Source organism: Bradyrhizobium sp. CCGB12 (assembly GCF_024199845.1).
Classification (GTDB): Bacteria; Pseudomonadota; Alphaproteobacteria; order Rhizobiales; family Xanthobacteraceae; genus Bradyrhizobium.
In genome coordinates, this window is record NZ_JANADO010000001.1 from 1,020,601 (window position 1) to 1,039,533 (window position 18,933).

Annotated in this window: 14 protein-coding genes; 9 read left to right on the forward strand and 5 right to left on the reverse strand. The window is 64.7% G+C overall.

Features of this window, described 5'->3' with window-relative positions:
* Positions 1 to 106: 106 nt before the first annotated feature.
* Positions 107 to 2,950 carry a winged helix-turn-helix domain-containing protein gene (locus tag NLM27_RS04720; protein ID WP_254142237.1) on the reverse strand — a complete coding sequence of 948 codons (2,844 nt, stop codon included), beginning with the start codon at positions 2,948 to 2,950 and terminating at the stop codon, positions 107 to 109.
* Between the two features lie 325 nt (positions 2,951 to 3,275).
* Here NLM27_RS04720 and NLM27_RS04725 point away from each other — a divergent pair, with 325 nt between their 5' ends.
* From NLM27_RS04725 to msrA, 6 genes are all read left to right on the forward strand, one after another.
* A complete protein-coding gene (locus NLM27_RS04725; protein ID WP_254142238.1) occupies positions 3,276 to 3,944 on the forward strand; it encodes a sensor histidine kinase in 669 nt (222 codons plus the stop codon).
* A gap of 45 nt (positions 3,945 to 3,989) precedes the next feature.
* Positions 3,990 to 4,679 carry a VOC family protein gene (locus tag NLM27_RS04730; RefSeq protein WP_254142239.1) on the forward strand — a complete coding sequence of 230 codons (690 nt, stop codon included), beginning with the start codon at positions 3,990 to 3,992 and terminating at the stop codon, positions 4,677 to 4,679.
* A 191-nt stretch (positions 4,680 to 4,870) separates the two neighbouring features.
* The gene (locus NLM27_RS04735) at positions 4,871 to 5,719 is read left to right on the forward strand and encodes an enoyl-CoA hydratase/isomerase family protein (RefSeq protein ID WP_254142240.1); all 849 of its coding nucleotides are present in this window, start codon (positions 4,871 to 4,873) and stop codon (positions 5,717 to 5,719) included.
* Positions 5,720 to 5,831: 112 nt separating this feature from the next.
* Positions 5,832 to 6,254: an OsmC family protein gene (locus NLM27_RS04740; RefSeq protein ID WP_254142241.1), complete on the forward strand. Its 423-nt coding sequence runs from the start codon at positions 5,832 to 5,834 to the stop codon at positions 6,252 to 6,254.
* Positions 6,255 to 6,274: 20 nt separating this feature from the next.
* Positions 6,275 to 6,520, forward strand: coding sequence for a hypothetical protein (locus NLM27_RS04745; protein WP_254142242.1), 246 nt, complete (start codon positions 6,275 to 6,277; stop codon positions 6,518 to 6,520).
* Positions 6,521 to 6,549: 29 nt separating this feature from the next.
* Complete coding sequence (gene msrA, locus NLM27_RS04750) at positions 6,550 to 7,065, forward strand: peptide-methionine (S)-S-oxide reductase MsrA (protein WP_254142243.1); 516 nt, start codon at positions 6,550 to 6,552, stop codon at positions 7,063 to 7,065.
* A 29-nt stretch (positions 7,066 to 7,094) separates the two neighbouring features.
* Here msrA and NLM27_RS04755 read toward each other — a convergent pair whose 3' ends face one another.
* Positions 7,095 to 9,935, reverse strand: a complete 2,841-nt coding sequence (locus tag NLM27_RS04755) for a winged helix-turn-helix domain-containing protein (protein WP_254142244.1) — start codon at positions 9,933 to 9,935, stop codon at positions 7,095 to 7,097.
* Between the two features lie 293 nt (positions 9,936 to 10,228).
* Between NLM27_RS04755 and NLM27_RS04760 the strand changes: the two genes are divergently transcribed.
* Positions 10,229 to 11,218: a tripartite tricarboxylate transporter substrate binding protein gene (locus tag NLM27_RS04760; protein WP_254142245.1), complete on the forward strand. Its 990-nt coding sequence runs from the start codon at positions 10,229 to 10,231 to the stop codon at positions 11,216 to 11,218.
* A 6-nt stretch (positions 11,219 to 11,224) separates the two neighbouring features.
* Here the strand turns inward: NLM27_RS04760 and NLM27_RS04765 are convergent, their stop codons facing one another.
* Together NLM27_RS04765 and NLM27_RS04770 are read right to left on the reverse strand one after the other, a co-directional pair.
* Complete coding sequence (locus NLM27_RS04765) at positions 11,225 to 12,385, reverse strand: MFS transporter (RefSeq protein ID WP_254142246.1); 1,161 nt, start codon at positions 12,383 to 12,385, stop codon at positions 11,225 to 11,227.
* Positions 12,386 to 13,561: 1,176 nt separating this feature from the next.
* Positions 13,562 to 13,945 (reverse strand): hypothetical protein, encoded by a 384-nt coding sequence (locus NLM27_RS04770; protein ID WP_254148754.1) that lies wholly within the window; start codon positions 13,943 to 13,945, stop codon positions 13,562 to 13,564.
* Positions 13,946 to 14,226: 281 nt separating this feature from the next.
* Between NLM27_RS04770 and bamA the strand changes: the two genes are divergently transcribed.
* Together bamA and NLM27_RS04780 are read left to right on the forward strand one after the other, a co-directional pair.
* Positions 14,227 to 16,740, forward strand: coding sequence for an outer membrane protein assembly factor BamA (bamA, locus tag NLM27_RS04775; protein ID WP_254142247.1), 2,514 nt, complete (start codon positions 14,227 to 14,229; stop codon positions 16,738 to 16,740).
* Between the two features lie 192 nt (positions 16,741 to 16,932).
* On the forward strand, positions 16,933 to 17,865 hold the full coding sequence (locus NLM27_RS04780; RefSeq protein WP_254142248.1) for an AraC family transcriptional regulator: 933 nt from the start codon (positions 16,933 to 16,935) through the stop codon (positions 17,863 to 17,865).
* Between the two features lie 26 nt (positions 17,866 to 17,891).
* Here the strand turns inward: NLM27_RS04780 and NLM27_RS04785 are convergent, their stop codons facing one another.
* A complete protein-coding gene (locus NLM27_RS04785) occupies positions 17,892 to 18,818 on the reverse strand; it encodes a catalase family peroxidase (RefSeq protein ID WP_254142249.1) in 927 nt (308 codons plus the stop codon).
* Between the last annotated feature and the right edge of the window lie 115 nt (positions 18,819 to 18,933).

The following is an 18,933-nucleotide window of genomic DNA, read 5'->3' on the forward strand; positions in this document are numbered from 1 at the left end:
CCGCCGTGAGGTGACACCACCATGGCGGGGTGCGGGCGGCTTGGCATGTTAGAAGTTGTTAGGACTTGCAAGCGCGTGAGATGACGGCATCTTATTGAAGATGCTCTCAATTCAGGGCGGCGAGGAGGCCCCTTGCGGCAACCAGATCGCGGGTCTGGAGGCCCTCCTGATACCGCGCGACGAGTGGGGCGAGCAGGACACGCGCGTCGGCGGCCTTGCCGGTCCGTTCCCAGATGTGGCCGAGGCTGATCGCGCCGCGGAGTTCCCAGCCGACCGCGCTTTGGCGCCGCGACAGATCGAGCGATCTGCGTAAGACGCTTTCGGCCTCCGCGGTATTGCCAGCCTTTACAAGGATGTCGCCTTTGACCCTGAGCATCTCTGGCATGTCGAAGGACTCGCCATGATCGGGGATTTGCGCGATGGCCTCATTGATCGTCCGCAGGGCCTCGTCGGGCTGGTTTTGGGCGAGCAGACCCTCCGCGAGCGCCGTCGCAAACACCGTCGTCATGATCCGGTGCCGCGTGGCGTACAGCGTTGCCTGGCTGCGGCGAAGATGCTCCATGCCGGCGGCGACGTCGCCGCGGCGCAGCAGCAGCTCGCCCTTCTGGCCGACCCCGACCGCGTGATAGGGGCCGAGAAAGTGGCGGGCGGAATGCTCGATCAACCGCTCGATCAGGCTTTCGGCATTGGCCCAGTCGCCGACCCATAGGAACACGTAGATGGTCCAGATCAGGGAAATGCCGAGGGTGAGCGGCTGCTCGAGCAGCTCGGCCTCGCGAACGGTGTATCTGGCCGCCTCGACCGCACGATCGGGGCTGCCAGTGAGCCAGAGCCCGCGCGCCAATGCGACAAGCGCGACGATGCGGTCGTCATAACCGAGATGCCCGATGTTCAGCCGCTGCGAGCCGGGGTTATGCACCATCGCGCTCTGGCAGAACTGCACGGCCTTGTCCTGGTTGCCGATCAAATGATGCGCGACGCCCAGCATCCATTCCACGTTCAGCGTGGCGGCCGGATCGTTCAGCCTGCGCGCGACGCTTTCGCCCTGTTCGCCCGTTCCGAGCGCACCGTGAAAATCTCCAACCCGGGTAAGGTAGATGTGCAATCCGCGCAGCAGCCAGAGCTGCCAGTGCAAATCCTCCAGCTCCCGTGCAAGCTGGAGACTGCGCGTGAACGCCGACTGGACCGCTTCCGTATTGCCCTGCGTGAACATCACGGAGACACCGAGCGCGGCCTGCAACGTCATCTCCTGGCGGATGTCGATCGCATTAGTATCGAGGGACGCCAGTGCCTGCCGGGTCCAACGGTTGCATTCCGTCAGCAATGTCAGCTCGAGGAAGAACTGGGCTGCCGAGGCCGCCAGATCCACGCCGATCGTCCGGTCGCCGTCGTCCGAAAAGCTCCAGGTCAGTGCGGCCCTGACATTGGGCAGGTAGTCGGCATGGGGAAGGAAGCCGCCTGCGCTCTGCATGCCGGTGGATTTGACGGCAATGTCGCGCAAGGCATCGCGGAAATATTCGGCGTGGGCGCGCGCAGCACGGGCCGCTTCCCCGTTCTCGACGAGCTTGTTCGCGGCGAAGGCGCGGGTCGTGTCGAGCAGGCGATAGCGCAGCCGCCGTTCCGCGGGCGACGTCGCGATCAGCGATTTGGAGAGCAGGTTCGAGATCGTCTCGACCGCTTCGGATTCGCTGATGCCCTGGCTGGACGCGACAGCAAGCGCCGCTTCCAGCGTGAACGGGCCGACGAATACCGACAGTCCGCGCAGCGTGGCGCTTTCGGCCGGCGGCAGCAGGTCGTAGCTCCAGGCCAGCGCCGCGCTCAGGGTCTGGTGCCGCGGAATTGCGGTGCGTCGTCCCCGCCACAGCAGCGAGAAGCGGCTGTCCAGCAGCGAGGCGGTCCCGGCAATGCCATAGGCGTTCACACGTCCGGCCGCGAGCTCGATCGCGAGCGCAATGCCGTCCAGACGTCGGCAGATCTCGGCGACGAGCGGCGCATCCTCCTCGCTGAGCTCGAACTCGCTCAGACTCTCGGCAATGCGTTCCACGAAGAGCTGGCTTGCGGGATAAGCAAGGATGTCGGCGATGCCGAGCCCTTCCCGCTGCGGCGGGCAATCCAGCGGAAACAGCCGGTGGACGCGCTCGCCTTCGGTGCGAAAGGACTCGCGGCTGGTGGCGAGAATATGCAGCTCCGGCGCCTCCTGGATGATGCGTTCGGCCAGGGGAGCGAGCTCATCGAGGATGTGCTCGCAACTGTCGAACACCAGCAGCATCCGCTGGCCGCGCAGGAACGTCAGCAGGCCCGGCATGGGATCGTCGGAGTTGACGGTCAGGCCGAGCGCCGCCGCAAGCGTTCCGGGCACGAGCCGGGCATCCGTCAGCGCACCAAAATCGACGAAGCTCACCCGACCATCGAACGCCTTGAGCTCGCGGTGCGCGACGGCTAGCGCAACCGAGGTTTTGCCGATCCCGCCGGGGCCGACGATGGTGACGAAGCGGTGTTGGGCCAGCTCTGCGGAGATCCTCTCGACGGCATCATCCCGCCCGATCATTTTCGCAAGCGGCGAGGGAAGCGCGTGGGGCAGAGCGGTAGGCAGGCTGGCCCGGTGCTCGGACGGTGCAGCCTGGAGCAGCGGGGCCGCGAAGCAATAGCCGCGTCCGGGGACGTTGACGACGTAGCGGGAACCTTCGCCGGCTTCGCCCAAGGCCTTGCGCAGCGTCGTGATGTGGAAGCGCAGGCTGCCTTCGTCGACGCTCACGTCGGCCCAGACGCGTCTCATCAACTCTCGCTTGTCCACGACCTCGCCGGCGCGCTCGGCGAGAAAGATGAGGATGTCGAGCGCGCGGCCGCCGAGGTGAAGCGCCGCGCCGTCCTTCTCAATCAGCCGCGACTTGGGAAACAGCCGGAATGGTCCGAAGGCAATGGCCGAATCCTGGTCGTTAGTGTTCGGCACGGGCCAACGATTCCAATGAAAGGACTGATGTCTGCATTTGATCTATCAGAACGAAACCCCGAGTAAACTGGCCGAAAGTGGCGAAATCGCGCGGCTGTTTGTCGATCGCAATGGAAATATCCGTCACAATTTTGCTCAAACGCGAGCGGCTTACGACGCGAATTGCGACAATCCGTCAGCGTGCTTGACGGTCCAGATGAAAGTGTCGGCTGCGAACGGTGGTGCCGCCAACTATAACAGAATCTTGCAACGTCTAACGAGCAAAACGCGCGCGAGGCGTCCAGTATAGCTCTCGAGTTCGGTCCTAATCCAACGGGAGGCTATCATGTCCGCTATCGGCTCCATGTCGGACGACAGCGCGGTTCGATCTCAGTTTGTCGCCGGCCATGATGATCAGTCGCAGGATTGGGAGCTCGTGCTGCGGGAGTCCCATCATCGAATGAAGAACACGCTGACGCTGCTGGGTGCGTCAGTCCGCCGCGATTTCACCCGGGCCGGCGCCGGGGACGTGTCGGTTGCGGTCGACCGGTTCGAGCAGCGCATCGTCGCCTTCGGGAGGCTCTACCAGCTCCTGTCCGACAACGATCGTGTGTCGACAGTCCAGGTGGAGGTCTTTTTCGCAAGGCTGTGCAGAGCGCTCTCCGGGGCGGTGCTGGAGCCGGCGGGCATCCACTGCGAGGCTGCGATCGAGAGCGGCACGCTGCCGGCGTCGCAATGCAATCGGCTCGCATTGATCCTGACCGAGCTGGTCACGAATGCGGCAAAGCATGCCTTTCTGAACAAGAATGGCGCGCTGATCCGCATCGACGTGGCTTACCGCGATGGCGCCTGGTCCTGCACGGTGGCCGACAACGGCATCGGTGCGACCGGTCCGCTTCGGGGCACCGGCAGTCGCATCGTGGAAGGTCTCGCCCGCAGCATCCACGGGCGGCTGCATGGCGAGGCGGGGCAGGGCGGCACGCGGGTGACCCTCGTGATGCCCGTCGCCGCATGAAGATCAAACGGTCTCGTCCTCACGTCTCACCTCAGGGAGTTCGACATGGCTACTATCGAAATCGATAGCGACGTCGCGACCAAGCCTTCGACATCGCGCAGCCTTGATCTGAAGCTCGAAGTCGTCGTCATCCCCGTGTCCGATGTCGACCGTGCCAAGGCGTTCTATGCGCGCCTCGGCTGGCGGCTCGACGCAGACTTCGCGTCGGGCAGCGAGTGGCGCGTGATCCAGTTCACGCCGCCAGGCTCGGCCTGTTCGGTGATCTTCGGCAGGGACGTCACGGCGGCCGCGCCCGGCTCGGCGCGCGGCCTGTACCTGATCGTCTCCGATCTTGAGGCCGCACGACAAGATCTGCTCGACCGCGGCATCGCGGTCAGTGAACCCTTCCACGGTGCCGGCGATGTTCACAGCGGGCCGGATGAGCCGTATTTGTTCGGCAGCATTCGCGTCAGCGGCGCTGACCCGAAGCGCGGCAGCTACAGCTCGTTCGCCTCGTTCAGTGATCCCGACGGCAATGGCTGGCTGTTCCAGGAAGTCACGACGCGATTGCCCGGGCGCATCGCGGCAGACGAGACGACATTCGCCTCGCACAGCGATCTGGCGGCGGCATTGCGCCGTGCCTCGGTCGCACATGGTGAGCACGAGAAGCGGACCGGCGGGCACGACGAGAACTGGCCGGACTGGTACGCCGAATACATCGTGCGCGAACAGGCCGGTCAGCCGCTGCCGTCCTGAGTTGAATGCATCTTCCGAGCTGCGCCGTTTCGCATCATGCCGGCGCATCGTCATTGTTGTGCGCCGTCCTGAACGTACGCTGCCTTGCGGTTCGTGGACTCGCAACGGCTAACGTAGGCTAACAAGCCATACCGAGCAAATTGCCGATGCCTGCGCCACTGTCTCTGCACATCCTCACCAGGAGCCCGACCATGAACCGTTCCGAGCGTACCTTCGCGACCGAAGACATCCATCTGGAGCGCCGCCTGCCATCCTACTGGCGTGTCACTTTCGACATGCCGCCCGTCAACATCTTTGGTCCCAAACATCTGCCGCAACTCAACGACATCATCACTGAGATCGAGACCGATTCCGACGTGAAGGTGGTCGTGTTCGACAGCATCGTCGAAGGCTTCTTCATCACGCATTACGATTTCCTGGCGCCGCTGGAAGAGTCCCTCAGCGTTCCGCCGGGGCCGACCGGTCTCCAAGCTTTGCCTGACATGCTGGTGCGCCTCAGTCGCGCGCCCGTCGTGTCCATTGCCTCGATCCGGGGCCGCGCGACCGGCGTCGGCAGCGAGCTCGCGCTTGCCAGCGACATGCGCTTTGCCAGCCGGGAGAAGGCGATCCTGTCGCAATGGGAAGTCGGCGCGGGCCTCGTGCCTGGCGGCGGGCCGATGGCGCGACTGCCGCGCCTGATGGGTCGCGGCCGCGCGCTCGAGGTGCTGCTCGGTGCCGACGACATCCATGGCGATCTCGCCGAACGTTACGGTTATGTGAACCGATCGATGCCGGATGCCGAGCTCGACGGCTTCGTCGAAGCGCTCGCCATGCGCATTGCGTCCTTCGACAAGGAAGCCATCGCGGAGACCAAGCGCCTGGTCGACGTTGCGAGCCTGCCGTCGGATGTCGAGATCAAGCCGGAGTGGGACGCGTTCCTGGCTGCGCTCGGCCGGCCCGCCAGCCAGGGCCGGATCAAGGCGCTGATGGCGCGCGGCTTTCACCGCGCAGGCGACGTCGAGAACCGGCTTGGCTTCCACGTCGGGCAGATCGGTAACTAACGGAACCGCTATGGCGCTCGACCGGTTGGAATGGCGGATGGGCGGTCACGTCGAGGTCGCCTTCCACCGGTACCGAGCGCCGGTGTTCAAAAAACAAGCCAGGAGAACCAGAATGATCCGCAAGGCAAAAGCAGTATGGAAGGGCACTGGTCGGGATGGCACGGGCCATCTCTCGAGCGAATCCGGCGTGCTCGCCGACACCGCCTATTCGTTCAAGACCCGCTTCGAGAACGAGAAGGGGACCAATCCCGAGGAGTTGATCGCGGCGGCCCATGCCGGCTGTTTTACGATGGCGCTGGCCTTCGGCCTTCAAATGGCAGGTTTCACGCCGGACGAGCTCTCGACGGAGGCAGCCGTCACGCTCGAGTCCGAAGGCAAGGGTTTCAAGATCAGCAAGTCCGCGCTCACCTTGCGCGCGAAGGTGCCGAAGCTGGATGACGCAGGTTTCGCGCGCATCGCCGGCGAGGCCGAGAAGAACTGCCCGGTGTCGAAGGTGCTCAACGCCGCAATCACCCTCGACGCCAAGCTGACCTGACCGAACGCAGGTGCGCTGCCATGTCTCGTCAACATCAGCCGGATGAAGACCGGTTTCGGGCGATTCTGCCCGAGGACGTCGCATGGCAGCCGTTTCCTGCCTATCCGCCGGGCAGTGTCATCGTGCTGCCTGGCGAGACCTGGCATTTTCAATGGGCGAAATCAGGTGAATACGTCACACAGGTCTCGGCCATCGGGCCGCTGGGCCTCGAATATCGCGACGACCACGATGATCCGCGCTTGCATCAGGCTGTGGACAAGCGCTGAGTGTTTCGACGAACGAAATGGAGCATCAGATGACGACAGAGCGCGCAGTTTTGGCCGGAGGCTGCTTCTGGGGCATGCAGGACCTGATCCGCAAGCAGCCCGGCGTGGTCTCCACCCGTGTCGGATACACCGGAGGCCGGGTGAAGAATGCCACCTACCGCAATCATGACGGCCACGCCGAAGCGATCGAGATCATCTTCGATCCCGCGAAGACGAGCTTCCGGACCATGCTGGAGTTCTTCTTCCAGATCCATGACCCGACCACGCTCAACCGCCAGGGCAATGATCTGGGCACGAGCTACCGCTCGGCGATCTTCTATACGAGTGATCAGCAGAAGCAGATCGCCGAAGACACCATCGCCGACGTCGAGGCGTCTGGCCTGTGGCCCGGCAAGGTGGTGACTGAGATCGCGCCCGTAGCTGAGTTCTGGGAAGCCGAGCCGGAGCATCAGGATTATCTCGAACGTTATCCCGACGGCTACACCTGCCATTTCATCCGGCCCGACTGGAAGTTGCCGCGTCGCGCGACGGTTGCGGGAGGCTAGGCCGCGTCGTCGTGCGGTCGGTAGCGCGGTCAGGTTCGCAATTGTGCGATCAGGTCGCGCGCAATGCGCATGTCGGCGATGTCTGCGCCCTCGGCAAACGCCCCGCAGACATTGTTCAGAACCGCCAGGGCATCCGCGCTCCGGCCAGCCCCGGTCATGAACCGCGCGAGGCTGATGGCGCATCGCAGCTCCCAGAAGCGCGCGCCCTGCTGGGCGGCCATGTCCATGGCCTCGCGAAAGCGCGCGTCGGCGCCCGACGCGTGCCGCGGGCTCCTGAGCATCAACTCGCCCTGGATGCGCATCAGCTCCGGGAGATACCAGTGCTCCTGGCGATCGTTGCAGCGCGCCAGGATGTCGTCGATCATGTCCAGGCCGCGATCGGCCTGATCGGCCTCGCCAAAACATGCCGCAAGTTCACCGAGGAGAGGCAGAAATCGCGGCAGGAAGCGCGCATCGCCGGCGCGATTGAGCTCTTCGCGTAGCAGTGGCAGGCCCGTCGCGACATCGCCGCGTTTGGCAATGACCGCCGCGTTGAAGGCCCGCGCCCACAGGCCCCACAGCCGGATGGCGTGGCGCTCGGTGTGTTCGAGCAGCTCGGTGCCGTGGCGCTCCGCGGCGTCGAAATCGCCGGCCCAGAAGGCGATCGGGCAGGCCGCCTGTCCGAGCACGCTACAGAAGGTCAGGGCGTGACCGTTGGCGCGGCCCTCCTCGATGTTCCTGGCGGCGAGCGCCTCGGCCTGATCGGCCAGGCCCTGCAGCCACAGGATGCGGGCGCGGAAATATTGCGTCGAGATTCTGAGGTCGAGCGGGAAGATCTTCGGCTTCTCCGCCAGCACATGCAGCGAGACGTTCACCCGATCGATGCGCACCCGCGCCTCGCTCTGGTCGCCGAGATAGTGCAGCGCGACGGCCATCAGCCGGTCGCCCAGCATGGGATCGGTCTTGTCGGGTGAGTTGGCGGCAGCGTTCGCAAAGCGATCAGCGAGGGCGCGGGCCCTGCCGAACTGCCCGTTGTTGAACTGGTCGATGCACAAGCCCCAGAGCGCGCGCAGCCGGAAGTCCTTGTCGTCGAGGCTGTCGGCCAGCTCGAGGGTCGTCTCCAGGATCGGGCGCGCCTCGCGCGCGCGGCCCTCGCCATACATCAGCGACCAGCCAAGCGCCGACAGCAGCTGCATCCGGATGCGGTCATCGCCGGCGTCGCCGAGCGCGGCGAGGGCCGTTTTGGTGCGTTCGCGGCATTCGGCGAACAAGGAAAGCCGCACCCACAGCGTGACCGCAGCGGCGGTCAGGGCGATTCCCAGCGCGGCGTCGCCGTCGGGTGCGAAGGCCCAATCCAGCGCCGCACGCACATTGTCCAGCTCCGCGCCGTAGATGTTCTGCCATTCGGGCAGCGGCGTCGACGTGTCGGCTTCCGCGCGCTCGAAGAACTCGCGAAAATGCTCCGCATGGCGCCGCGCGAACTGCCTGCTTTCGCCGAGCTCGTGCAGCTTCGCAAGCGCGTAGGTGCGCGTAGTGTCGAGCAGGCGATAGCGCAGCGCTCGCGAGCCGGACGGCGAGATCAACGATTTGGTCACCAGACTGTCGATCGCCTCCAGCGTCTCTGACGCGCTGAGGCCGTCGCCGGCCGCGACCGCGGCAGCCGCCTCCGGCGCGAAGGGGCCGGCGAACACGGACAGCCGCCGCAAGGTGGCGCTTTCCGCGGCGGGCAGGAGATCGTAGCTCCAGTCGAGCGCTGCGGCGAGGGTTTGATGTCGGGGCACGGCGGTGCGGCGCCCGCGCCATTGCAGCGAGAAGCGGCTGTCGAGCAGGGATGCGGTGCCCGCGATGCCATAGGCATTGACGCGGCCCGCTGCGAGCTCGATCGCCAGCGCGATGCCGTCGAGGCGTCGGCAGATGCTGGCGACGAGCGGGGCCTCTTCTGCGCTGAGCTGGAACGGACCCGAGCTCTGCGCGATGCGCTCGACGAAGAGCTGAGCCGCGGGGTAGGCAAGGACATCGGCGACATCGAGGTCGTCGCGCTCCGGCGGACAATCCAGCGGGAAGAGGCGGAAGATCCGCTCGCCTTCGCTGCGGAAGGACTCGCGGCTGGTTGCGAGAACGCGAAGCTGCGGCGCTTCGCGAACGATGTGCTCGACCAGCGGCGCCAGCGCATCAAGCACATGCTCGCAACTGTCGAAGATCAGCAGGGCCGGACCGGTCTTCAGAAATGTCAGCAGGGCCGGCGTCGGATCCTCCGAGCTGATGGTCAGCCCGAGCGCCGAAGCAATGGTGGTCGCGATGTGGCTGGCGTCCCGTAACGGGCTGAAGTCGACAAAAAACACGCGTCCACCGAAATCCTGGGAACGGCGATGCCCGACGGTGACGGCGATAGCGGTCTTGCCGATGCCGCCCGGGCCGACCACGGTCATGAAGCGATGGAGCGAAAGTCCGCTGGAGATCTTCTCGACGACTTCCTCTCGTCCGATCATCTTCGCAAGCTGTGCGGGCAGGGAGCGAGGAAGGGCGATTTCGGCAGTGGATGGTGCGGCCTGCGGGGCCGCTTGAGCGAACGAGGCGACAAAGCAATAGCCGCGGCCGGGGACATTGACGACATAACGGGCCGACTTGCCGGTATCGCCGAGCGCCTTGCGCAGTGCCGCGACATGAAAGCGCAAACTGCCTTCATCGACATTGACGTCGGCCCAGACGCGCTTGACCAGCTCTCGCTTGTCGATCACTTCGCCGGGGCGCTCTGCGAGGAAGATCAGAATATCGAGTGCGCGGCCGCCGACATGAAGCGGCGCGCCCTCCTTCTCCAAAAGCCGGGACTTCGGGAACAGCCGGAAGGGCCCAAATGAAATGGCCGAGTCTTGTTGATTATGTGCTGGCACGCGCCATTGCCCCCTCGCGGGAGTCAAAAGGTATTGCGGTCTGGAATATCAGAACGAAGCGTACAGTAAACTGGCCGAAAGCAGCATGGGGGGCAGACCTGCGCGGATCGCTTGGGTCGCCCACGGCTCATTAGAATAATTCTTAAAATGGAATGGGTTAGGTCGACCCTATGCTGCGGTGACGCGGCCGGCCAATCGGACCGAAGCATTTGACGGCGGTCGCGGATTGCTGCGATGGGATGACAGGGAGCCGGTCCCCGCCTCGACAGCAACTACGCTTCCGGAATTCGAGCATGCCTTCTTTCTCGCGGCGACAATTCGTCCGTGCGCTCACAGGCGCATCGGGGTTGGCTGCGATCCCACCCAACGGGCAAGCACAGGATTATCCGTCCCGTCCCATCCGTCTCGTGATCCCGTACGGGGCCGGCGGATCGGGCGACCAGATCGGGCGCCCCTGGGTCGACAAGATGTCATCGCTGCTTGGCCCGACCTTCGTCGACTATATCGGCGGCGCGGGCGGTGCCATCGGCACTGCGGCTGTCGCACGCGAGGAGCCTGATGGCTATTCGCTGCTGCTCGGAAACGGCAGCACGCAAGTGATCATTCCGCTGACCGCGGCAAATCCCGCTTATTCCGCCGGCGATTTCCGCGCCATCTACCGCCTGATCAACAGCGCGCTGGTGTTCGCCGTCCACCCGTCCGTGCCCGCCGCCAATCTGCGCGAACTGATAGCCTATGCGGCGGCCAATCCAGGGAAGCTGTCCTACGGCACGCCCGGCATTGCGACAGGAAATCACCTGGTCGGCGAATCCTTCAAGCAGCAGGCCGGCGCGCTCGACATCGTCCACATTCCCTATCGGGGCATCGCGCAGGCAACCAATGATCTCGTCAGCGGCCAGATCTCGCTCGTCATTGCCGTCATGTCGGTCCAATTGCAGCAGCTCAGTGAGGCCGGCAAGATCCGGCTGCTTGCGGTGACCACCGAAAGGCGGCTGAGCGGCGCACCTGATATCCCGACGGCCGTCGAATCCGGCATGGCGGATCTTCGCTATGAAGGGTGGTTCGGCCTGTTCGCGCCCCGGCACACCGCTGATGCGATCATCGATCGGATCGCCCAGGCAACGCGGCTGGCCATGGCCGACGCTGCGCTTCAGGCGAGCTATCGCGCGCAAGGCATGGAGCCGGACGCCGATTCAAGTCCCGACAAATTCCAGCGCATCGTCGAGGTGACATCGGCAAGCCTCGCGCCCGTGATCAAGTCGATCGGACTGCGCAAGTTGTGAGGCCGCCTACGCGTCGACGCGCAATGCCCGGCGCTGCTCCGTCGTGACCACGCCCGCCGACACCGTGACGAGACCCATCAGCGCGGCCAGCAGCCAGAACGCCATTGGCAGCCCGCTGATGCGCGCAACGAAGCCGACGCCGGCGGGGCCGATGAGGATGCCGGCATAGCCGGCGGTCGTGATCGCCGCGACCGCGAGGCCCGTGGGCATGACGGTCTGCTTCGCCGCCCGGCGGAATAGCACCGGCACCAGGTTCGATGCACCGAGGCCGATCAGCAGGAAGCCGGCCATGGCGACCGCCGCGACGGGAGCCGTGAGCAGCACCACGAAGCCAACGATGGCGATGAGGCTTCCCCACAGCAGCGTCGCCCGGTCTCCGATGCGCGCGACGACGGCGTCGCCGCCGAGCCGCCCCATCGTCATCGCGATCGAGAACACGATATAGCCGGCGCCGCCTTGTGCCTCCGAGACGAGGCCCGCGCCGATCACGAGCAGCGCTCCCCAATCCAGCATTGCGCCTTCGACGAGGAAGGTGATGGCGCCAAGCAGCGCGAGCAGGAGCACCGATCCATGCGGCAGCACGAACAGCGGACCTTCCTGCACCTGCGCCGAACGGAGCAGGCGGGGCGAGGTCACCAACATCGCGATCAGCATCAGGGCGGCGCAGATCAGCGTGCAAGTGAGCGCGCCGAGTTGCAGCGAGAGCAGTGCCGTCATCAGCGCAGCCCCGGCGAAGCCGCCGATGCTGAACAAAGCGTGGAAGCCGGACATCAGCGGACGGCTCGCGGCGCGCTCAACCTCCACCGCGTGGATGTTCATGGCAACGTCGATCGAGCCGAGCGCGGCGCCGAACGCAAACAGCGCCAGCGCCAGCGTTGCGGGAGAGCTCGCGATCGCGAGGAACGGCAGGACCAGGGCGAGTCCGAGCCCGCCCGCAATGATGATCGGCCTGCTGCCGTAGCGCGCGCTCATGACGCCGGTCAGCAGCATGGCGAGGACCGAGCCGATGCCGAGGCTGAGCAGGAGCAGCCCAAGGATGCCGTCGTCGACGCCGAGGCGCGTCTTCGCGAAGGGCACCAGCGGCGCCCAGCACGCGATGCCGAAGCCCGCGACGAGGAAGGCGAGCCGGGTCGCAAGGCGTGTCGCCGGCCGGTCGGCAGAAAGCATGGGAACTCCGGGGGAATCAGGCAGGGGTGAGGTACTCCACAGGCCCCAGAATTGCCGCGCCTTTATGTCCGAGGCTTGCCCGAACTGTCGCATGGCAGCCATCTCGCCGCCCAAGGGCTGCCGTCGGGCAAAACACCGACGGATTTGGGACGCGTCGGTGTCAAGCCACGCGCGCAAAAACATTCCACTTTACCGAAATTCGGAAATAGCGTATGTGTTGCCTATCCTGGCTCACCCTTGAGGGGCGGTCATTGTCGTGGTGATCGCAGAGCCGGGCTTGCGGTGGACGCAGCAGCGTCGGGCGCGAGAGGCTGGGGCAGGGCGGATTGCTCTCCGTGAGCCCGAAGCCGCGCGCGGACGAGCGGCGCTGTCAGGTTCGTCTCGTCTGTAAGTTTCCGGCTCCGTCGACAGGGCTGGGAAAACTGCGGCGAAATGGCGAGCCGTGCGTACGGCAAAACCGTGTGGTCCTGGCCGTCGTTGCTACGGTCAAGCTCTTGCGGATGCGGCAATCGCGTCAACCGGCGCGGTGCCGGTGAATTCCGTAAGGGTGAGGGAGGCCAGAAGGAACTCGGCTCCCGGGAGAGCACGGCATAAGCCGTCCAACCATCGCGCAGGGAAGGCCGAGTGATTGGCTACACCTGTATGCTGCTGTGCGGTTTCTCTGCGTGTGCTTTTCGCGCAGCGGACCGCGGGTGCAAGCTGGCACCCGGCCTTCCCTGCGCCCTCTTGGCTTTTAGAGGGAGAGCGACGAAGCAAAGCTCGGGCGAAACATGCCGCGAGGACGCGAAGGTACGTCTGCAAATTGAATTGTGCGTTGGAGGCGGGCGATGCCGCACCTTGCTCCGTCATTGCGAGCGCAGCGAAGCAATCCAGAATCCCTCAGCGGAAAGACCCTGGATTGCTTCGCTGCGCTCGCAATGACGAGTCGGAGAGAGCCGGCATCAATGACCGCGCTTCCGCATCTCCTCGCCATCCGCGACCACCTCCGGCGCCATCGCCGCCCATGCGCTGGACGCAGCGCAGCGTCCCTTCGACGGTGCGCTGCAGAGCCGGGGCCCATCTCTCCGCATGTGCCGTGTCGCTCTGGGTCCAGGCTCTGCGCGGCGCAGTAAGCACGCTCATGCGCGTCTTTGACGCGCTATGGCGTTGCCGCCCGTCCGGAACACGAGAGTCCGATCACCACGAAATCGGAATCCTCTGCGCAAATCCGCCCAGATCCGAGTCGGGGCTCAGGGGCTGGCGATCGAGAGGCCGGTTGTTGTTCTCGCGCGCGAACGAAGAGCCGGGCGGCAAAGCGTAGTCGGTGAACTTGCGCTCGCCGGGCAGCACTTCGGTCCCGCCATCCAGCCACGACCGCTTGCTCACATAGATGCGCGTGCGTGGGCCCGTCTGGTAGGAGCGGTTGGGGCCGTGCGGACCATAATCATAGACGGCATTGGGCGTCGTCTGTTGTTGATCGCGCTTGCCGGCGGTTGCGACTTGAGCGGAGAGGGTTGAGGTGAGGAGGGCGACCAGTGCCGTTCCGGTCACGATAAGCGCGTTCATTGGCAACCATTCCATGCGAATTCCTGATGCCGCCGGCTCTCGCACCGGTTTAAGGGCCTGTAAAGAATCCGGGCGTTGCGCAATGTTGCTGAGCGTCTGCATGGGCAAGCCGCCAACCCGGCGGCTTCGACGCAAATCGGTCGTCGCTGGCGGCGCGCGCGGTCGTCGCAACCGCGGCGCTCTGGTCGCCGACCAACCCATCAAATTCAACGACCGGAAACACTACAGCAATCTCAAAGCCACATCGCGGCCACAGCCGTCTCGTTTCAGAGCAGCAGGTGCTCTTGAGGTGTGGAATGTCGGTGTTGCGGGCCTTGCTGATCGCGGTGGCGATGAGTGGTGTATCGATTGCGAGTTCAATTCCCGTCGTGCTGTTGCCGCAGCCGGCGGCCGCGCAGAGCGTGGAGACGATCGTGGTCGAAGGTAACCGCCGCGTAGAGGCCGAGACGGTCCGCTCCTACTTCCGGCCCGCCGCTGGCGGCCGCCTCGATCAATCCGCCATTGACGATGGTCTCAAGGCACTGATCGCGACAGGCCTGTTCCAGGACGTGAAGATCAATCAGGCCGGCGGTCGCATCGTGGTGTCGGTGGTGGAAAATGCCGTGATCGGCCGTGTCGCCTTCGAGGGTAACAAGAAGATCAAGGACGAGCAGCTCTCGGCCGAGATCCAGTCCAAGCCGCGCGGAACGTTCTCCCGCGCCATGGTTCAGTCCGACACGCTACGCATCGCCGAGATCTATCGGCGCTCGGGCCGCTACGACGTGCGCGTCACGCCTGAAATCATCGAGCAGCCGAACAACCGCGTCGACCTCATCTTCACGATCGAGGAGGGCGCCAAGACCTCGGTCAAATCGGTTGAATTCATCGGGAACAGCGCCTTCTCGGCCTCGCGCTTGCGCGACGTCATCAAGACGCACGAGAGCAATCTGCTCAGCTTCCTCGGCAACAACGACGTCTACGATCCCGATCGCGTCGAGGCCGACCGCGACCTGATCCGCCGCTTCTATCTCAAGAACGGCTTCGCCGACGTCCAGGTCGTGGCCGCGCTGACCGAATACGATCCGGAGAAGAAGGGTTTTCTCGTCACCTTCAAGATCGAGGAAGGCCAGCAATATCGGGTCGGATCGGTGAATTTCCGCTCCAGCATTCAAAATTTCGACGCGGGCGCGCTGCGCACCTATTCGCGCATCAATGTCGGCTCGCTCTACAACGTCGAATCGGTCGAGAAGTCGGTCGAGGAGATGCAGATCGAAGCCTCGCGCCGCGGCTATGCCTTCGCCGTGGTCCGTCCCGGCGGTGACCGCAACTTCGAGGCGCACACGGTTTCGGTCGTGTTCAACGTCGACGAAGGGCCGCGCACCTATATCGAGCGCATCACCCTGCGCGGCAACACCCGCACGCGCGATTACGTGATCCGCCGCGAATTCGACCTCTCCGAGGGCGATGCCTACAACCGCGCCCTGGTCGACCGCGCCGAGCGACGGCTGAAGAATCTGGACTACTTCAAGAGCGTCAAGATCGTCACCGAGCCGGGCTCCTCCAGCGACCGCGTCATCCTGATCGTTGATCTCGAGGAGAAATCGACGGGCGATTTCTCGATCTCGGGCGGCTATTCCACGACCGACGGTGCACTGGCTGAGGTCTCGGTCGCCGAGCGCAACCTGCTGGGCAAGGGCCTCTACGCCAAGGCGTCCGTCACCTATGGCCAGTACGCGCGTGGCATGTCTCTGTCATTCGTCGAGCCTTACCTGCTCGATTATCGGCTGGCGCTCGGATTCGATACGTACTGGCGTCAGCAATTGTCGAACAGCTATACGAGCTATGGCGTGACGACGCTGGGCTTCTCTCCGCGCCTGGGCCTTGCGTTGCGCGAGGACCTCTCGCTCCAGCTCCGCTATTCGCTCTATCAGCAGAGCATCACGCTCGCCAGCGCATACAACAACTGCAACAACAACGCATCGAACACCTCGCTCGCCTACAACCCGACGCCGGCCTACATCAAGAATGTTCTGGGCGGCGTGGACCCGACCAATTCCACGGATTCGGGAGTTTACGGCTACGGCTGCTACGGCGACGGCGAGTCGAGCCTGCCGGTCCGGAAAGAACTGGCGAACGGCGCGACCTGGACCTCGGCGCTCGGCTACACGCTGACCTACAATACGCTCGACAACACCAAGAACCCCACGGACGGGTTGCTGGTCGACTTCCGGCAGGATTTCGCCGGGGTCGGCGGCGATGTGACCTATCTGAAGACCGCGATTGACACGAAGTACTACACGCCCCTGGTGTCCGAGATCGTCAGCGTGATCCACCTCCAGGGTGGCATCCTCAACAAGATTGGCGACCAGGACCTGCGCATGCTCGACCATTTCCAGATGGGACCGAACCTCGTGCGCGGATTCGCTTCGAACGGCATCGGTCCGCGCGACATCACTTACTGGAGCCTGGGCGCGAGCGGCGATGCGCTCGGCGGCACGAAATACTGGGGCGCGTCGATGGAGTTGCAGATGCCGTTCTGGTTCCTGCCCAAGGAGGTCGGCCTGAAGGGTGCGGTCTATGCCGATGCCGGCTCGCTATGGGGCTATCAGGGACCGACGTCGTGGTCGGCCACGGGCGAGGTCAACACCAAGGCTTGTCCGACCTGCGGGCTGCAATATGACGACGGCAATGTGGTGCGATCCTCGGTCGGCGTCGGCCTGATCTGGGCCTCGCCGTTCGGGCCGCTGCGGTTCGATTATGCCGTGCCGATCACCAAGGGCAAATACGACACCGTCCAGGAGTTCAGGTTCGGCGGCGGCACCTCATTCTGACGATGCGCCACCGGCGCGGGGGGCTCGTGCCGCCTGAGGCGCATTGCGCGATTCGATCGTGCGTTCGTGAAAACGTGTGAAGCTCGGCTTGTGTACACAAGTGGACAGTCGCTTCCGGATATTGGATAATGCGGGCCTGAAATTGCGGGACACTGTGGCCTGCACTCGGACTTCCACAGAAAGGCCAATCCCATGACCCAGCCAGGCGCCTACGGACAGAGGCTCGGGCAATTTCTGCGTCTGGAACGGGCGCCGCCCGCCTTGGTCACGCGCTCGCTGCGCAGCACCGAGCTCGCGGTGACCGAAACCCGGAATGATCGCCCGGTGCGCGGCCTGTCCGGTTCACTGGCCGCAGAAGACGCCTTTCTCGTCAGCCTGAAACTTCAAGACTACCCGGATTGCGAGATCTGGGATGACGGCAAGTGTATGATGAAGGCTGACGTCCACGCCGGCACGACCTATCTCTACGACCTCAAGCGCGATCCGCGCTATGTGATCGACAAGCCGTTCCACTCCCTGCACTTCTACATTCCGCGTTCGGCACTCGATAGCATCTGCGAGCAGAGCCATGCGTCGCGGATCGACGAACTCGACTGTCGGGTCGGCGTTGGACACGACGACGGAACCATCCGTCACATCGGCGCATCGCTGCGGGAAGGCCTGCGCAGGCCGGACGAGGCCAACCAGCTTTTCATCGACCACATGATGCTCGGGCTGACCGCCCATGTCGCCCAGACTTATGGCGGGCTTCAGCGCATGGCTGCCCCCACCCGCGGCGGGCTCGCTCCGTGGCAGGCGAAACGTGCCTGTGAGAGGCTGGAGTCCGACCTCGGCGGCAAGCTCTCGCTACAGAAGATCGCGACCGAGCTCGACCTCTCGGTCAGCCATTTTTCACGCGCATTTCGAATCTCCGTCGGCCTGCCGCCGCACCAATGGCTGCTGCATCAGCGCGTGAGGGCCGCCAAGCAGTTGATGACCGTGCGCGACCTGCCACTGACGGAGATCGCGATCTCCGCCGGGTTTGCCAACCAGAGCCACTTCACGCGCGTGTTTTCGTCGATCGTCGGCGTCAGCCCAGCCGCGTGGCGCCGCGAGGCGCTCGGCGCCTCGCGCGCCGAGACGTGAAGCCGGCGATGCGGGGCCCCAGTGCCTCAGCGGCGTTTCGCCAGTGAAATCGTGTAGGCGGTGCGCCGCGCCGCAAAGATCTCGTCCGGCGGATAACCGATGCCATTGGCGAGGTTGGCCGGGTTGAAAATGGATCCGTCGCAGGCTTGGTTCGGTTCGAACCCGGTGATCACGATCGTGCCCAGACGCACCTCTTCGCGGCTGTCCTCGTCCGGCCAGCGTATGGTCACGTCCATGATGGGGTCGCCGGGACGGTCGAGCAGAGCCATCACGTTGAAGCGCACGTCGCCGGTAGCGATCCGCGTGTTCAGGTCGTCATGCAGGAAGTCGACCGGCTTCGTCGCGGCTTCCTGCTCGGTTAGCGTGATGTCGTCGCCGACCGGAGCGAGCTTGAACTTGATGAAGCGCGTCTCGCCTAGCGTGCTGGTTGCCGGAAAGGCGTGCACGCCCCAATAGGTCGTGCCGGCAAAACTCCCGGGCAGCCGACGCGCGGCGACATAGTTCGCCTGATTGAGCGTCTCAGGATTGGCCGCCGAGAAAGCTGCGACCTTCGCCTCGTCCGGCCTGCCGTCCGGCCCGGGGATGCGCGCCTCGAGGAAGGCCAGCATCTGGTCGAGGGTCCTTGCAAAATGCACGGGAGCGCTCTCCACGAGAATGTCGGATCGATGATCCCCGTCGCCGAGCTTGAAGCTGAAGCCGCGCAGCATTTGTTTGTTGGTATCAGCCACGTCAGGATGGCCGCCGCCCACCGAGAAGCGTGCCAGCACGCGCGACGGTCTGGTGAAGCTCTGCGATCTCGTGACGTCTCCAGCTCGGTCCGACGGGGTGTAGGTGCCGCGAACGCACCAGCCCTTGGCGAAGCTTGCGCGCGCTTTCGGCGGATTGCCGGCGACGGCCTTCAGGGCGGCGACGATGGAAGTGGGTGTTGCGGCGCCGTTCGGGCTGTCAGGCAAGGCGGATCTCTCGCGGGTGCGAGGCGCAATTCTAGGCACGCCGCGCATCCTGTGTCTTGCCCAAAGCAGGCACAATTTGCCTGATCCCGCCACGATCGATCAGGCAACGACGGCC

Excerpts from the sequence above, each read along its gene's own strand:
- NLM27_RS04725 (WP_254142238.1), top strand. The coding sequence starts at position 3,276 with ATGTCCGCTATCGGCTCCATGTCGGACGACAGCGCGGTTCGATCTCAG.
- NLM27_RS04730 (WP_254142239.1), top strand. The coding sequence starts at position 3,990 with ATGGCTACTATCGAAATCGATAGCGACGTCGCGACCAAGCCTTCGACA.
- NLM27_RS04735 (WP_254142240.1), top strand. The coding sequence starts at position 4,871 with ATGAACCGTTCCGAGCGTACCTTCGCGACCGAAGACATCCATCTGGAG.
- NLM27_RS04740 (WP_254142241.1), top strand. The coding sequence starts at position 5,832 with ATGATCCGCAAGGCAAAAGCAGTATGGAAGGGCACTGGTCGGGATGGC.
- NLM27_RS04745 (WP_254142242.1), top strand. The coding sequence starts at position 6,275 with ATGTCTCGTCAACATCAGCCGGATGAAGACCGGTTTCGGGCGATTCTG.
- msrA (WP_254142243.1), top strand. The coding sequence starts at position 6,550 with ATGACGACAGAGCGCGCAGTTTTGGCCGGAGGCTGCTTCTGGGGCATG.
- NLM27_RS04760 (WP_254142245.1), top strand. The coding sequence starts at position 10,229 with ATGCCTTCTTTCTCGCGGCGACAATTCGTCCGTGCGCTCACAGGCGCA.
- NLM27_RS04765 (WP_254142246.1), bottom strand. The coding sequence starts at position 12,385 with ATGCTTTCTGCCGACCGGCCGGCGACACGCCTTGCGACCCGGCTCGCC.
- NLM27_RS04770 (WP_254148754.1), bottom strand. The coding sequence starts at position 13,945 with ATGGAATGGTTGCCAATGAACGCGCTTATCGTGACCGGAACGGCACTG.
- bamA (WP_254142247.1), top strand. The coding sequence starts at position 14,227 with ATGTCGGTGTTGCGGGCCTTGCTGATCGCGGTGGCGATGAGTGGTGTA.
- NLM27_RS04780 (WP_254142248.1), top strand. The coding sequence starts at position 16,933 with ATGACCCAGCCAGGCGCCTACGGACAGAGGCTCGGGCAATTTCTGCGT.